Source organism: Aquibacillus rhizosphaerae, from assembly GCF_030282825.1.
Taxonomy (GTDB): Bacteria; Bacillota; Bacilli; order Bacillales; family Amphibacillaceae; genus Aquibacillus_C; species Aquibacillus_C rhizosphaerae.
In genome coordinates this window covers 13,916-29,761 of sequence record NZ_JASTZU010000024.1, presented here as the reverse complement: position 1 = coordinate 29,761, position 15,846 = coordinate 13,916, and the positions used below count along the sequence as shown (strand labels likewise).

General features: G+C 35.5%; 15 protein-coding genes. 4 read left to right on the top strand and 11 right to left on the bottom strand.

Going from position 1 to position 15,846, the window contains the following annotated elements; translation table 11 throughout:
* Positions 1-3: 3 nt before the first annotated feature.
* From QQS35_RS06990 to QQS35_RS06960, 7 genes are all read right to left on the bottom strand, one after another.
* Positions 4-384 carry a GntR family transcriptional regulator gene (locus tag QQS35_RS06990; RefSeq protein WP_285931210.1) on the bottom strand — a complete coding sequence of 127 codons (381 nt, stop codon included), beginning with the start codon at positions 382-384 and terminating at the stop codon, positions 4-6.
* A gap of 260 nt (positions 385-644) precedes the next feature.
* Positions 645-833 (bottom strand): hypothetical protein, encoded by a 189-nt coding sequence (locus QQS35_RS06985; protein WP_285931209.1) that lies wholly within the window; start codon positions 831-833, stop codon positions 645-647.
* 362 nt (positions 834-1,195) lie between these two features.
* Positions 1,196-2,914, bottom strand: a complete 1,719-nt coding sequence (cydC, locus tag QQS35_RS06980) for a thiol reductant ABC exporter subunit CydC (RefSeq protein ID WP_285931208.1) — start codon at positions 2,912-2,914, stop codon at positions 1,196-1,198.
* Positions 2,911-4,644: a thiol reductant ABC exporter subunit CydD gene (cydD, locus tag QQS35_RS06975; RefSeq protein ID WP_285931207.1), complete on the bottom strand. Its 1,734-nt coding sequence runs from the start codon at positions 4,642-4,644 to the stop codon at positions 2,911-2,913. Before cydD ends, cydC begins: the two co-directional genes overlap by 4 nt.
* 39 nt (positions 4,645-4,683) lie before the next feature.
* On the bottom strand, positions 4,684-5,697 hold the full coding sequence (locus QQS35_RS06970; protein ID WP_285931206.1) for a cytochrome d ubiquinol oxidase subunit II: 1,014 nt from the start codon (positions 5,695-5,697) through the stop codon (positions 4,684-4,686).
* Positions 5,694-7,046, bottom strand: coding sequence for a cytochrome ubiquinol oxidase subunit I (locus QQS35_RS06965; protein WP_285931205.1), 1,353 nt, complete (start codon positions 7,044-7,046; stop codon positions 5,694-5,696). Before QQS35_RS06965 ends, QQS35_RS06970 begins: the two co-directional genes overlap by 4 nt.
* Before the next feature lie 281 nt (positions 7,047-7,327).
* A complete protein-coding gene (locus tag QQS35_RS06960) occupies positions 7,328-8,026 on the bottom strand; it encodes an SGNH/GDSL hydrolase family protein (protein ID WP_285931204.1) in 699 nt (232 codons plus the stop codon).
* Between the two features lie 242 nt (positions 8,027-8,268).
* Here QQS35_RS06960 and QQS35_RS06955 point away from each other — a divergent pair, with 242 nt between their 5' ends.
* Both QQS35_RS06955 and QQS35_RS06950 read left to right on the top strand, forming a co-directional pair.
* Positions 8,269-8,535, top strand: coding sequence for a YuzF family protein (locus QQS35_RS06955; RefSeq protein WP_285931203.1), 267 nt, complete (start codon positions 8,269-8,271; stop codon positions 8,533-8,535).
* Between the two features lie 389 nt (positions 8,536-8,924).
* Positions 8,925-10,517 carry a PTS sugar transporter gene (locus QQS35_RS06950; RefSeq protein ID WP_285931202.1) on the top strand — a complete coding sequence of 531 codons (1,593 nt, stop codon included), beginning with the start codon at positions 8,925-8,927 and terminating at the stop codon, positions 10,515-10,517.
* Between the two features lie 218 nt (positions 10,518-10,735).
* On the opposite strand, the gene QQS35_RS06945 is transcribed toward QQS35_RS06950, so the two are convergent.
* From QQS35_RS06945 to QQS35_RS06935, 3 genes are all read right to left on the bottom strand, one after another.
* Complete coding sequence (locus tag QQS35_RS06945) at positions 10,736-11,491, bottom strand: class I SAM-dependent methyltransferase (protein ID WP_285931201.1); 756 nt, start codon at positions 11,489-11,491, stop codon at positions 10,736-10,738.
* A gap of 102 nt (positions 11,492-11,593) precedes the next feature.
* Positions 11,594-11,857: a hypothetical protein gene (locus tag QQS35_RS06940; protein ID WP_285931200.1), complete on the bottom strand. Its 264-nt coding sequence runs from the start codon at positions 11,855-11,857 to the stop codon at positions 11,594-11,596.
* Between the two features lie 486 nt (positions 11,858-12,343).
* A complete protein-coding gene (locus QQS35_RS06935) occupies positions 12,344-13,267 on the bottom strand; it encodes an aminoglycoside phosphotransferase family protein (RefSeq protein ID WP_285931199.1) in 924 nt (307 codons plus the stop codon).
* Positions 13,268-13,379: 112 nt separating this feature from the next.
* On the opposite strand from QQS35_RS06935, the gene QQS35_RS06930 reads away from it, so the two are divergent.
* Positions 13,380-13,697: a hypothetical protein gene (locus tag QQS35_RS06930; protein ID WP_285931198.1), complete on the top strand. Its 318-nt coding sequence runs from the start codon at positions 13,380-13,382 to the stop codon at positions 13,695-13,697.
* A gap of 88 nt (positions 13,698-13,785) precedes the next feature.
* On the opposite strand, the gene QQS35_RS06925 is transcribed toward QQS35_RS06930, so the two are convergent.
* The gene (locus QQS35_RS06925) at positions 13,786-14,631 is read right to left on the bottom strand and encodes an aldo/keto reductase (RefSeq protein WP_285931197.1); all 846 of its coding nucleotides are present in this window, start codon (positions 14,629-14,631) and stop codon (positions 13,786-13,788) included.
* Positions 14,632-14,987: 356 nt separating this feature from the next.
* Here QQS35_RS06925 and QQS35_RS06920 point away from each other — a divergent pair, with 356 nt between their 5' ends.
* Positions 14,988-15,839 carry a DegV family protein gene (locus QQS35_RS06920; protein WP_285931195.1) on the top strand — a complete coding sequence of 284 codons (852 nt, stop codon included), beginning with the start codon at positions 14,988-14,990 and terminating at the stop codon, positions 15,837-15,839.
* Positions 15,840-15,846 lie beyond the last annotated feature (7 nt).

Here is a 15,846-nt window from a genome sequence, read left to right as displayed (position 1 = left end):
GTTTTATTCCTCCCTTACTTCACTAATTACCCCGGTGATTAACTCATGTATTTCTTCTTTATTCATCCCGTTAATTAGCCCTTCAACCACTAGTGGTCTTAACTCTTTACTTAAAGCGTCTAGACGCTTTTTTGAGATTTTTTTATCTTTATTCGCAGTAATAACCGCTCCTTTTTTAGGAACAATTTCAATGATTCCTTTCGACTCAAGTTCATGATAGCTTTTGTTTACCGTATGCATGTTGATTCCTAAATCTCCGGCTAGTCCCCTTACAGATGGCAAGGTGTCGCCAGTAGATAGATCGCCTCGGACAATACTTTCCATGATTTGAGTTCTAAGTTGTACATATATAGGAATATCCGATTCGGCATCTATAATAATCAACTATATCTCCTCCAATTCGGCTTCTTGTTCTATATACACTATAACAAATCTGTTCTACTTTGTATATAACAAATTCGAGTGTGTTTTTTTGTTTTCTCAACTTTATAATTAAAAATTAGATATAAAAATAGAACTTCCATAAAACAGGCGGAAGTTCTGCATTATAATTTTTGTAAGCCACTGTTTGGTTAAAACGACTTACAAATTTTCTCGGATAGTGCCTTTATTAATAAAGCTTTAGTTTTAAGATGAATTTCTATTTAATCTTCCTTTTTTTCCTTGGATTTCATTTTTGCAATTTTTTCAATTAAATTTAATGATATCATCACAAACACTACAATAAATGGTACATATGCTGGTAACTCAATCTCTTCTATAAAAACATGATACATTAAAACACTCAGAATTAAAATTGCAATAAAGATATTCACTTTCATAAATATGCTCAAGTTCTCATCCCCTTTTTGTGTTAAGCTATCCGATAAATTTGTTGGATTATTTGAATTGTCGCTTAAATGAATAATACAATCTACTCATCAATGCCTATCACTTTATATGGTTTAACCAATGCCTCGTTTACTTGTCTTCTTAGTTATTGTTCGGATATTTCAAAAGGAATTTCCTGTACTGTTTCAGAAACTAATTTCTAGCCCTACTTCTTCCATGGTGTCGGTCGGTTAAAGAAACTAAAAGAAAAACTATTGTTATATCGTGAATTAGATAATCTCAGTGTATTACACATTTCCAAACTTTGCATTTATTTCCCTATTATATTATAAAAAAGAGGCAAGAGAACTTTTTCCCTTGCCTCTTAAAGCAGACTTTCTTCCAGTGTTTTCATTTGGTAGAAGTATCCCTCTAATTCCATCAGTTCTTGATAGGAACCTGATTCGATGATTTCACCGTGATTCATGACAATAATCTGATCCATCTGTTCTAAGCCCTGCAAGCGGTGACTGACCAAAAGTAATGTATCTTGATCTGCTTGGTTGAAGATTTGTTGATAAATACTTTGTTCCGTTTGTGCATCTAGCGATGATGTCGGCTCATCTAACAGCCAAAGATGACCTTTTTTCAACAAGGCTCTTGCAATCGCTAATCGTTGCTTCTCACCACCAGACAGATTTTCTCCATTTTCTGAAACACGCGTATCCAGTGAAAAATTCTCAAGTTGCACGCTTGCAAGTACTGCATTCATTTGGTCATCCTGTAGTCCAGGATCTGCAAGTAGCAAGTTGTCTCGGATAGTGCCATAGAAGAAATGATTTTCCTGTAAAACCACTTTAGTTTGTTCCCAGATTGCGGACCCAGACACAGTCAAGGTGTCGTGTTGATCCCAATAAACTTGTCCAGCTTCTACTTGTTGCATTTTTAAAATAAGCTGTAGCAAGGTTGATTTACCTGATCCACTAGCTCCTACAATTGCCGTTTTTGATCCGGCCGGTAACAGAAGCGAAAGGTTAGGAATCGTTGTCCGCCACTCCCCTTTGTAGGTAAAACGGATGTCGCTAAATGCAAGTCCTGGTGGAACGTCAGGTAAATGATTGATAGAAATATTGGTTTCGCTCGGTTGAATATCCGGTTCGTCTACGACGTCATATAACCGGTTTGACGCATCACGACTTTCCTGGATATAAATTGGAAAGACTGCCATTGGTGCTGCTGGTTCGAAGACAGTTAATGAAATCATCACAAGCATCGCTAAAAAGATTCCTTCTAACGTTCCATTTACAACCAAATAAGCACCTATAGCTAACACGAACCAACTGACAATAAACGTAATGAATCCGTTAAACGATTGACTATACACTTTATTAATGTTTTCTTGTTTTTGTTCATTAATGTAGGTTTCTGATTGGCTTAAAAGCTGATTTTGTTTCGTATCTAATTGTTGAAACAACTTCAAATCACGAAATCCGTACATCACTTCAGTAATTTCTGTCGATAGGTCCCCGCGTTCCTGTCTTACTCTTCCATTAATTTTTACTTGTCTTAAAGAAAACAGGGCTGGAATTACAATTGTCGTTAGTAAAAAACCGAGTAACAAAATCACTGCAATCGCCAACGAATAGAAACTGACGAAGAAAATCGTACTCACAAAAACAAGTAATAAGACGATTGGTGGATAAAAAACACGTAGAAAGAAGTTTTGTAAACTTTCTACATCACCAACGACACGACCAAGCAAGTCACCACTTCGATACTTATGAAAAACATGTGGAACGAGTGGTTCCAATTTTTCAAAAAACGTTACACGTAAATTGCTTAAAATTGTAAACGTTGCACGGTGTGAATAAAGACGCTCCCCATATTTGGCACCAGCTTTAACAAAACCGAGTAATTTCACCGTTGAAGTTAACACAATCAATGCATAAAAAGGAGGTATTAAAGCTGCTTTTGAAATAAGGTATCCACTAGCAGCAAACAAACCAACACTACTAATTCCAGCGATAAAGCCTAAACAAATGGCTATAACGATATCCTTTTTTTCAATCAGCATAAGTTTGATTACCTTTTGAAGCGCGCTCATGCTTGTTTACCCCCTCGTTGAATCGTTACCATTTCCCGATATGCTGGTAAAGTATCAAATAATGTTGAATGTGTACCAACTGCTTGCAACTGACCATTCTCCAAAAATAGAATCTGATCTGCAGTTTTAATCGTATGCAATCGATGTGCCACTGTTATCACAGTTGCTGTCTCGTTTAGCTGCTCAATCGATTGTTGCAATATTTTCTCTGTAGCAAGATCCAGGCCACGGGTAGGTTCATCAAGCAAAACAATCGTTGGTTTTTTCAAGAAGGCGCGCGCAATGGAAACACGTTGTTTTTCACCACTGGATAAACCTCGTCCCGCTTCACCTATTTTCGTTTGATATTGGTTTTCTAATGATTCAATTAGCGGAGCGATTCCAGCTTTTTCTGCAGCCTCTCTAATGGCTTTTTCATCAACAGCAGCCGTTGTTCCCATGGCAATGTTTTCACCAATCGTCCCAGAAAAAATATAAGGATGTTGCGAAATATAGGAAAGCTGATTCAACCATGACGCTTCTGTAAAGGTAACAAGGTCTTGTTGCTGCACGTTAATAGCTCCTTCATCGGGCGTGATCATCCCTGCTAACAAATGAAGTAGCGTTGTTTTTCCTGAACCACTCGCACCAACAATGGCAATTTTTTGCTTTGGTAAAAAAGTAGCATCCATATTGTGTAACTTAAAATCACTCGTTGGATAGGTAAAGCTAAGATGGTTTAACTGGATGGTTGGTGGAACTTCTTCTTGAGCCATTTCATTCTTTCCCCATTGAATCGAATCGTCTTGTTCATCAAACTCCTGTAACACTTTTTTAGCCGCTCCCATACTACTTCTACCATTATGAAAGGTAGTACCGAGTTCTTTTAAAGAAGTAAAAAATTCTGGAACCAAAATAAGAATGACGAAAGCTGTAAAAAACGAAATACTTTCGTAGATAATTAACTGAATCGCAAGCTCTAACGCGACAATTCCAATACTAATCATCGATATGAGTTCAAGTGCAAACGATTGGGTAAAAGCAACCTTCAAAATATCCATCGTTGTATCACGAAAGCCTAAACTACTTTGTTCTAATTCGTCTTTTTGCTTTTTTGTTCTTCCAAATAATTTTAATGTTACGAGTCCTTGTAATGTGTCTAAAAAAGCACCAGAAAAAGAAGCTAGTTTTTCTAGCTTTTCTTCTGACTTTTTCTGGGTTTGTATTCCGATAACAATCATAAAAATCGGAATAAATGGAGCAGAAACAAGCAATATAATGCCTGAATTTATATGTTGAGTGAAAATAACAATCATCACTAACAACGGTACAAACGTACTTTGCATTACTTGTGGGATAAACTGGCTATAGAAACTATCCATTTCATCAACACCATCTAGAAGCATACTTACCTTTTTACCTGTTTGTCCTTTTTCTGCGAGCTGAACAGGCTGCTGCGCATATTTAGTTAATAAATCTTTACGAACATCACGTTTAACATCACTCGCAATAGAAACACCTATTCGTTTACTCATATAATCGGTTAAAGCGCGAATCAACAAAATAATAAACAATGCGAGGATTGGTGATGTAACTGCTGAAAAGGATAAGTTTTTCAAAAAGACACCATCTACAATACGTGTCATAAGGAAGGCCTGTACAATAATTGCCAGACCGAGCAGTAAAGTTAGACCTACTAAAAAGTAGATTCTTCTTTTATGCCTCCATACTGTTTTCTTTATATTTTGCATGAAGATCTCATTCCTCTACTACAAATTTTCGTCCACAATCTACTTTTTCCCTTTAGCATAATCTGCATTAAATAAAAACAAACGCATCAGTAATATCAGGGAAGGAATTAACATGAGTAATCCTCCAATAAAGACGATGATTAAGGCGAGTCCCATGGATTCATTCGTAACGCTAGATTCAATGTGAATATATGGGTCAAGTAAATATGGATATTGTGCAGCACCGTATCCAAAAAATGCAAAGAAAAATTGGAGCATGATAGCGATAAACGCTGTTCCATAATTTCTACCGATGTATAACAGCCCCATGGCAATTAAAAAGAAGCCCATCGATAAGCCGAATACCCACCATAAATCCAACATATTATCAAAATGACGTTGATTGTGCTGACCCAAAAATATCATCGTTGTGAGTGCCATAATAATCGTGGGTGTCGCCCAAAAAAGCGACCATCTCCTTACTAAATTTAGAGCAGGTTTATCATTGGCTCTTGACGCATAGTAAGTTAAAAAGCTTGCACTAATGAATAAAATCGCAGTAATTGCCAATCCAACGATACTCCAAGCTAATGGACTTGTGAATAATTCTAAATATTTCAGTGATACTACACCATTCTCTTCCTTAATAAATCCACCTTCTGAAACAGTTAATGCGACAGAAAGTGACGCAGGGATTAATAACCCTGTTGCGCCGTACAGAAACATATAGACATTACTCTGTTTAGATCCGTAATTTTCAAACGCATAAAAGGATCCCCGGATCGCTAACAAAATGATTGCAAAGCTTGCCGGTACAAGTAAAGCGGATCCATAGTAATAAGCTGTTGATGGAAAGAAACCAACAATTCCAACAAAAAAGAACACTAAAAATACATTGGTCACTTCCCATACAGGGGATAGATATCTAGAAATAATTTGATTTATGATGTGATCTCTTTTGGTAACTTTTGCATAATAAGCGAAAAACCCTGCCCCGAAATCAATCGAAGCAACGATAACATAGCCATACAAAAATAGCCATAATACTGTGATTCCTACTATTTCATAACTCATTTTTTATCCCCCTTTTCTAGTTCAGGGTAGTGTTTCTCTAATTCTAGTTCAACTGGATTATCTTTAAACAATTTTCTTAACGTAATCACAAATAATGTTCCAAGTACAATATACAAAGCTAAAAACAAGAAAAACATATGCAAGATATATGGAGAAGACGTCGCAGCTTCACTTACAGTCATATATCCTCTTACGATCCAAGGTTGTCTTCCGAGTTCTGCAAATATCCAACCAAACTCGACCGCTAACATGGCTAGTGGACCACTTAAAGCAAGCATCCATAGCATGAACTTATTATGAACATTCCAGCGTTTAAATTTACTTAATACAAGATATAAGAAAGAAATACCAATCAAGAAAAAGCCAATCGACACCATCAAATCAAATAAATAGTGAATAACTAAAGGTGGTCGCTCATCTTCCGGTGTTACTTCCAAACCAGTTACTTCACTCATAAAATCTCCATGAGCTAAAAAGCTTAGAAAACCAGGTATTCGGAGTTCACCAACTACCTCGTTATTTTCATTTAGCCAGCCAAAAAGAATTAAATCGGCATTCTCTTCAGTTTCAAAAAGCCATTCCGCTGCAGCTAACTTTTCCGTCTGATGTTCTGCAAGATATTTTGCTGATGTATCTCCTGCAACCGCAGTTAAAATAGAGAAAACAAGCATCGATATAACTGTCATTTTTAACGCTTTTTTATGATAATCCGCAGCGCCTTTCTTACGTAATAATGCAATGGCTGCAATCGTTGCTAAAATGGCTGCCACCGTTAGATACGATCCACCTAATACGTGCGCAATTCTAGTTGGTGACGATGGATTTAGCATTGCTTCTATCGGATTAACCGCGACAAATTCACCGTTTGTTATCGTAAATCCATCAGGTGAATTCATAAACGAATTCACTGTAGTAATAAAAACAGCAGACATACCTGCCCCAATAACAACTGGTAAGGATATGAGCCAGTGTGTATATTTACCTTTAAAACGGTCCCATGTATATAAATAAATCCCTAAGAAAATAGCTTCAAAGAAAAATGCAAAAACTTCCATAAATAGTGGCAAGGCAATCACATTACCAGCCATTTGCATAAAGTTAGGCCAAACTAAAGATAACTGTAAGCCAATTGCCGTACCAGTTACGACACCAATGGCCACTGTTATAACAAAACCTCTCGCCCACCGCTTAGCAAGTAATTCATAATGCTTGTCTTTCTTTTTAATTCCAATAAACTCAGCCAATGAAATAAATAATGGCACACCAACACCCAATGTAGCAAAGATGATATGAAAGGTTAAGGTCATTGCTGTGATTAATCTACTAATAGTGACTGTATCAAACTCCATTTTTATACCCTCCTTGTACATTGTTAAGATTTAGTGAAACAATACACATACTAATTTTCATTTTAACATGTTTTTAATATTAACAGTTACCCTTTCACATTTTAAACTAAACTGTTTAATAAGTTGTGAATTTCAGATGACATTTATGTGTCCCTTCTGTGTCTGCAGAGCCTTTCTTCATATAATTTATGGAACAAAGGGAACAGAAGCATCGTCCTAGCCAGACTATAAAAGAAGGTCAGGGATCTACATTGGTAGATTCCTGACCTTCTTTCAATTCATCAAACTGTTTTTTCTTCTGCGCTGTTTACTAAGTACTGATATACTGCCTTACTAAAAGCATGATAGCCTTCTGCAGTTAAATGAATGCCGTCTTCACTGATTAGATTTACTAAGTCACCGGCTTTTTTTATTGCAGATCTAACATCTATTTTTGGAATTGTCAGCTCATCTGCTAATTTATTTAAATGATAATTATACATTCCATGCCAGTGTTCGATACCACCCAATTTACTAACCCAATTACCTACAGAAGGGTTATACTGGTTGGAAATCGTTTGATAATATCTCACCGGGTCGAGCGGTGGTAAGGTAGCAATGATTGGTTTAACTCCACTCTCTTGCAATTTTGTTACAATTTCTTTGATGTTTGCTAAATAACGATCTAAAGAAACGATTGCTTGATGGTCTTCTTCTGGTTTTTCTACGATCTCATTCCATTTAAAATTACAATCATTTCCCCCAACCTCAACAATCGCAAAGTCAGGGTGTTCTTCAATTACATCTTTTTCTAACCTTGACAACATTAATTCAGAGTTGTCGTTAAAAACACCTTTATTAATAACTGTCACATCGTTCGTTTCTTTTTGACTAAACAAGTCTTGTAATGATGCAGGGTAATTTTCTTTTAGTATTCTCAGTCTTCCTTTTACTACAGAAACCCCACGTGTTAAACTATCGCCAAAACAAATAATTTTCATCTAAATCACCATTCTTCAAGCTAATTTTTCTAATTAATATAACACCTCTATAAGAAAAATAACATTGACATTTGTCACTTTTTTCATAAAAAATTGTGGAAGCAGGGGACGGTTCTTTGCTTCCTGTTTTCTATTTAGCTTCTGTCATTAATATAAATAATGAAAAAGATTGATTAAATAGCCCAGGGCTTTTTTACTACCTTTCGCATAACCTATGTTGTGGACTAAAGGGAGGAATAGTTATGAACTATATGGATCGGAATAATATGCCTCAACAGTTGATGGGCTATATGGATGGGACACAAACTTTACCTGTCATGGTGGTGGAGCCCTATGTATATAAAGCAGCTAGTAGTTTAATTGGAAAGTTTGTTGTTGTTGAAACAACACGGGGTTCAATTAGTGGGACACTTATCGACGCCAAACCAGACCATATCTTATTACAACAACGTGAATCTTCATTTTTTGTTCGTCTATGCGAAATAGTCTGGATCATGCCGGATAAATAAAAACCATAAACCAAACGATGTGTATTTGGCACATCGTTTGGTTTTCGTTTAGGTTTCAAATATAGTTGATTTATAAGTTTAATGATAATCGACAATTACATTCACCCATTGCAACAAAAAAACCAAGTAAAAAAGATCCCTACACTCGTATTTGTTGAAATAATTACCTATACTTTTTAAGTCAATACTTCTCCATTTTACTTCGCCTATTTTTATATTACCTCTTGAAATATGAATTTCTATTTATACAATCAAAGTATAGAAAAGTTTCAACCATAAAAGAAAAACCCTCTCCAACTTTAACACTTTACTATAGTAGCGTGATAAACTTTTTTAGTTTATACTATATGATAGAAATATAGTATTTAGTATGGGGGCAAAACAACAAGATGAAGAAGATTGCGATTATAGGTAGCAGCGGAGGAAATCTATATAACTTAGGTGGAAAAGATCCAAACAAACTTTTAAACGAAATACATAACCAAACAAAGAATACGGAACTAGAGGTAGCATCTATCCAGTTCATCGCTGCTAATGAATCGATGGATGTTGTTAAAGCTTCAACGAAAGCATCTTTATGGACAATAGATTCATCAGGTGCATTTAGTAAAAACACCGAAGCAACTTTAGAGAAAGTTAATCAACAAGCGCAACTACTAGACAATGAGATTGCTGAGCAGATTCTTGCGGGTGTGATTGATGGGTTAATTGTCATGAGTGGCGATCCTAACGGAGCCAACCAGCAAGCATTGAAAGCCGCTGCTGAGAAAAGAATTCCTATCGTTGGCACTGGTGGAACATCGATGGCATTGATCAGTTCAATGGGAGCAAAAGTAATTGCTACTTCAGGTACAACAGGAACAACAAATCGAACTAGAGCCGTTTCCTTTGTTACCTCGTTAACGAAGCATTTTGGCATCTCTTATCGCCCACTCCTCGGAAAAAATGATAGTAATGTGGAAGAGTCAAGTGGTCTAGGACTTAAAAATATAAACATTCGTGGAATCATGATGTCTGCTTTGCCAGGTTTTATTGCAATGGCACTTATCCTCGCTTTGAGTAAAATACCTGGTTTAGAACCACTAGGTAATGTCTTTGACGTTTTAATTGGTGCCTTACCAGTCATCATTGCTGTTATAGCTGCCAAACAAGTGTCAGAATTAGATGAAGTATCGATTGTTGCTGGTGTCGTTGCAGGGGTACTTTCTGTGGACGGTGGTATTATCGGTGGAATGATTGGTGGTATCCTTGCCGGTTTGCTTGTAAGAATCTTGTTCCAAAAATTTGTTGAGTGGCGCTTCCCGATGACAACAGTTAATATTGCGGCAGGTGGATTTGCTGGTTTAATTGCTGGGCTACTAGTCTATTATTTCATCGGACCGGTCGCTTTAGCTCTTGGAGATTTAATTAAAGAATTGATAGAAGTAACTGTAGCATTTAACCCAATTATTGCCGGATTAATTGCAGGCGTCCTAATTTGGCCAGCGATTCTTGGTGGTGTTTACCATGCCGCAATTTTACCAATTGTATTACTTGAAATGGAGAGAACAGGAAATAGCTTTCTAGGTGCAGTTGATATGGTAGGGTTAGTTATGGTTGCTGCCGGAATAAACCTAGCTAATATTATTAGCCCCCATGATAAAGGAGAAGCAGCAGTTGCTACACCAGGCTTTGTGATTAATATGGGCTTCGGTACATTTGTTGAATCCGCCTATCCATTTATGTTTTCTAGCAAGTGGGTGTTTGCCGGAGCGCTAGTCTCTGGTGGGGTTGGTGGTGCATTAGTTGGTTTGTTTGATGTTCGCGGAACAGCCTATGTACCAACCTTTACGGCCCCTCTACTCGCCAATAATCCGATTGGATTCATTATCGCTATGCTGGTACCATTTACACTTGCCTTCACCATTACATTTATAGCAAACAGATGGCCAGCCAAAAAGATCGAACAGAATGTAGAACAAGTTGAAAAACTTTCTGTCTAAATTTTATATATAGTTCAGATACTTTTGTATGTTAATTACAGTTTAATCAACTTACTAAAACACTATAATTTTACATCCATAAAAAACAGTACAACTGAGCGTTGTACTGTTTTTTGTCTTATTAAACCGAAGCATGACATCAAACCACTGAAGGAATCTCACTTTTCTTACTTATCATCTCCATAAAATCTGTGCACCCGTCGATTCATTAAGTAAGTTTATTTTTTTAACTCAAAAACCATGAAGTCAGCACATCTAAAATCTTCTTCAAATGAAGGATACTTTTTTAGTATCTCTTCAGATGGCTTAGGTTCTACCAAGCTTTTTAATACAAAACCAGTGTGAATCAGAGTATTTATATAACTCGTTAATGTTCTATGGAAGATTAACATCTTTTGTTTATCACCTAAACCTTGTTCATACGCACCTTCATAAAAGTATTTATCTACGTTCCAGTGCAACTTTTCACCACTATCGTTTCTCTCCCAACCACATTCTGGTGTAATGAAACAAGGATGCAATATCGAAAAAATAAAACTACCTCCATTTACAAGCAACCGATACATTTCTTGAAAAGCTTTTTCATAATTCGTTAGGTCCTGAATAACCATATTGGACACGATTAAATCATAACTTTTATCTTTAAAATTATTTAAGTCCTCACAATTACTTTGTCTATAATCGATTAATAGCTCTTTTGGAGTTCTTTCTTTAGCAATTTCAATCATTCTTGGAGAGTAATCCACTGCTGTCACTCTAGCACCAGACTTGGACAAAATTCTGCTTAAATATCCTTCACCACATCCTGCATCTAAGATTTTTTTATTTCTCACATTTCCTAAAAGTGAAAGTATAGTGGGGTTTAAAAAAACTTCTTTATGAAGATCCCCTTGTTCACTATGATTTTTTGAATATGTATCTGCAAAGGTATCCCACCTCTTTATAGCTTCTTCAGTACCTACATTTTGTAACATTTTTAATTCCCCCAATAACGTCTTTTCTTTATTACATTCTGTTCAGCACAAATGGCGACTGTTCTTATTGGACAGTCGCATTCGGACGTGCATCAAGTTAGCTTAGTTTTTAGTTTCAGCATATATAAATGTTTTTCTTACCAAAAATATAGCTAATACTGGAATAAATATATAAATCCCTATATGAACAACGGTAGCATGTGCTATTGTAAATCCTATTATTATTATAAGTATTGAAACTAGAAATAAAGTACTAATAACCTGTTTGGATACATTTTTGAACCCTTTTTCTTTCTTTTCTAAATACCCTAGCGCCAATCCTAAAACTATCCCTGCCACAAAGAGAAATAAATAAGTTAAAGACACCAAATCCCTCCATAAATAGTAAATTTCTTACTTACTAATTAACAATCATCAATTGATCAAAAATCGTTACTGGCAATTAGTAAAGAGCGATTATCTTCATACACAAATCGCATCTATTAAACAACAAATTTTATTTATGTTTATTTTAAACATTCAATTCTTCTATTTTCTTAAATACTAAAGCATACGTAGCTTTTACATGTTCATCTGTCTTTTCATCATTATATAACCCAAAACTGAAACGATTTATTTCCTTTTCAACTTTTGTGCTATCTACCCCATTTATATAGGTTAAACCAGGTACCCATTCCCAAGAGTCGTTACACTCTATTACTTCCCTGGATGTAAAAGGAATATGGCTTTTATAGGTAATAAAAAAGTATAATATATGCTAAATATAATTTCATACATATGATTAGTTGGTCCCAGTTACATTCCATAAAAGAGCTATTACTAATTTATTTATCTTATAATTCTAGCTTTACTTTAATCCCGTTCTAATAGATTTCCATAACTAGCTTTATATAACTTTTCAAAAATCTCAATGCCTTGAAAAAAACTATGATTATAGCTCTCGTCATCAACAGTCCAAGCAGTAGCGAGTACAGTATGACAATATCCCCAGAGCAAAAGTCGCTCCTTATCTAAACTAAGTTCTTTTGTAAAAATAGCTACTCTTTTTTCAATCACTTGATTTGCTCCCTGCTCTGGTAATTTATTCAGTAAGTATTGAATCAAGTCATATTCGATTTCGCCTATTAAGCCTTTAGGGTCAATAGCCGTCCATGTGTTGTTTCCGGATTCAATTATATTATAGTGATGAAAGTCTCCATGAAGTAGCCATCGTTGTTTGGGTGTGTTATGAAGGTATGTAAATAGGCTTAACGCCTTCTCTAGCATTGTTTTCGAAATTGGCCCAATCCCATTTGGGTGTGTATCCATTATATTCCGAAGACTTTTCTCCCTTGCTTTGGTAGTTTGAATTATGGTTTCATCTGGTGCAGGTACAACTAATTGCCTAATCACATTTGCTGCAAACCGACAAGCATCAGCATCGTCCTTTACCTCTGCTAGTGTATGACCAGGTGAAATTTTTTCTAGTAACAAGATCCGGTTTTCTCTATCAAAATCAATAAGCCTCGCAATTCCTTTTCCATTAAATAATTTTAAAGTCTCTAATTCATCCAAAAACTCTTGTTCCGAAATACACATTTTCACAACTACTTGTGTTCCATCATCTTTAAATGCTGGTGCCACGTAGTTTATTGAAAGTGAATAAGGCTCTAGGATATTTAACGCCCAACGTTGCTTAGAGTAATCAGTCACATTTGGTAATTTTTTCAACCAATCTTCACCTTGGTCTTTAAAATACAAACGTACATTTGATATGAATTTTTTTTGTAGTTCCATCGTTTTCTCCCTTCTAACTTGTGCCAACTATATTAGCAAAAAATGGTCCTATGTTTAGCATACTTCAAGAAGGGAATTTGTTGAATAAATTTTAATAAAGGAGTTGAATATAATGAAAAAGACATATTTTATTTCGATAGATGCTGGACGAATAGATAAAGCTAAACTTGATAAAAATCATACGTATTTTGAAGTGAAAGTAGAAGAAAATGAACTATACGATTTGGAATTCCTTTTAAGAGAAGTGTTATCTATTGATAAAGATGCGAAACCGGTATTTTCACAACCTCTCTCGGAAAACGATGTAGATAATGAACGCAATGACTTTCAGACGAAAATAGAAAAATTGTATCGCAAAATATATGAAGTAGGTACGGAGCAAACAAAGTCAGATATTAGCTCATTAGGAATACTTGAGAGCCAGAAATAATATGATTTATTTCCATTTTTAAATGAAGAATATGACAGGCACCCCATATGGACAAGTGTTCACATGGGCTGCCTGCCATTTAATTTGATTAAAACTCTTCATAAAAAGCAGGATCTTGATTGTTAATCCTACCATCCGATTGTGTTAATCCTGAAATGAGATTCATTTCTGTATCATCTAAAGAAAAATCAAAAATTGTTATATTATCTCGTTGTCTTTTAGCCGATGAAGATTTAGGAATGGCAATTGTCCCCAGTTGATAATGCCAACGCAATATAACTTGTGTTATCGACTTGTTGTGATTTTTGGCAATTTGTTGAAGCATTGTATTATCTAATATTTCTTTGGCTTTTGCTAACGGACTCCAAGATTGTGTCTGGATATTATTTTCCATATGCCACTTTATTTGTTGTTCTTGGTTAAAAAATGGATGTAATTCAATTTGGTTAATACTTGGCTTCACACCAGTTTCTTTATTTAAACGTTCCAAATGTTCAGGTAAGAAATTGCAAACACCGATAGAACGAATAAGACCCTGTTTTTTCGCATCAATTAATGCTTGCCAAGCTTCCACATAGTTATCTTGTTTAGGGTTAGGCCAATGAATCAAGTATAAATCATAATAATCAAGGTTGGCACGGTAAAGAGATTCCTCAACGGTGGTAATTGCTTGGTCATACGCTTGATAACGTCCCGGCAATTTGGAGGCAATCCGTAATTGTTCTCTTGGAACTGAACTACGTTTAACAGCTTCACCTACAGTACCTTCATTCTCATAATTATAAGCAGAATCAATAAGACGATAACCACTATCCTCAATTGCTGTTTGTATAGATTTTACACCTTGATTCCCCTTCAATTTGTATGTACCTAAACCTATAACCGGTAATGTAAGGCCGTCATTAAGTGTTACTTCTGGAATTGTTTTCCCCATCTTAAAGCCCTCCTTCTCTTCATACTTTCAGATTATCATAGTTTTATAAGGATTTCATAATAATGAACTTAGCAATATCCTAGAGTTAGAAAGCAAATAATCCGAGAAACACGAACATAGTAAGTTTTAAAAGTTGTATAACGGTATAATAATGTTAATTGATGACTATCGTATTTAGTATTAGTTGAGGATAAGTAAATTTCGACTTTTATTTAATAATATCTAAGAATCAATAATGCATCAGCCTAATTCCAATATTATTGTTCACATAGTATGACTAGCCATTTTCATGTATAGTAAGAGGGGAATAATACATTACGTACAATAACAAATTCGCTAATAAAAGGGGTTGTATAATGAGAAAAATTATATTATCAACAGAGAGTGGAGCCGATGTACCTGATGATTTAGCAAAAAAACATGAAGTGCAGGTCGTCCCAATGCACATCGTCATGGATAGTAAGGATTACTTAGATGGTTCTTTACCAGTCACAGACATTTATAATTATTATGAACGCACAAAAAAAATACCCTTCACCACGTCTACAAACCCAAATGAATATCAAGAATTCTTTACAAAGATACGAGAAGATTATCCGGATTGCATTATTGTTCATATTGGCTATACGTCAAAAGCATCTTCGTCCTTCCAACATGCAGTGATTGCATCAGAAGATTTTGATGATCTTTTTCTCATTGATGCACTTAACGTTACGGGCGGTTTGGCTGCTGTTGTACTTTATGCTGTTACCTTATTAGAAAAAGAACCGACAATAAAACCTGAACAGTTAGTGAAAAAAATTGAAGCAATCGTTCCTAAATCAAAACTTGCTTTCGTTCCTGGTAGCTTAGAATTCCTAAGAGCAGGTGGACGTGTAAGTAATGTAGCTTATCTTGGTGGTGCTTTGTTGAAAATTAAACCATTAATTGAGTTAATTGATGGAAAACTTGTTTCAACTAAAAAATATCGTGGAAAAATGAGCGGAATAACTGAAAGACTCATGCGAGACTATTTAAACAAATACGATATCAACCGTAACCAATTGTATTTCATATACTCAATCGGGTTAGATGAAACAATCAAGCAACAAATGGATGAGATCGCAAAAGAAAATGGCTTCGAAAATGTACGATGGATTCAAGCAGGCGCTATGATTTCGACCCATGCTGGTCCCGGAGGTCTCGGTATTGCAGGATTAGAAGTTTAAAAGTGGC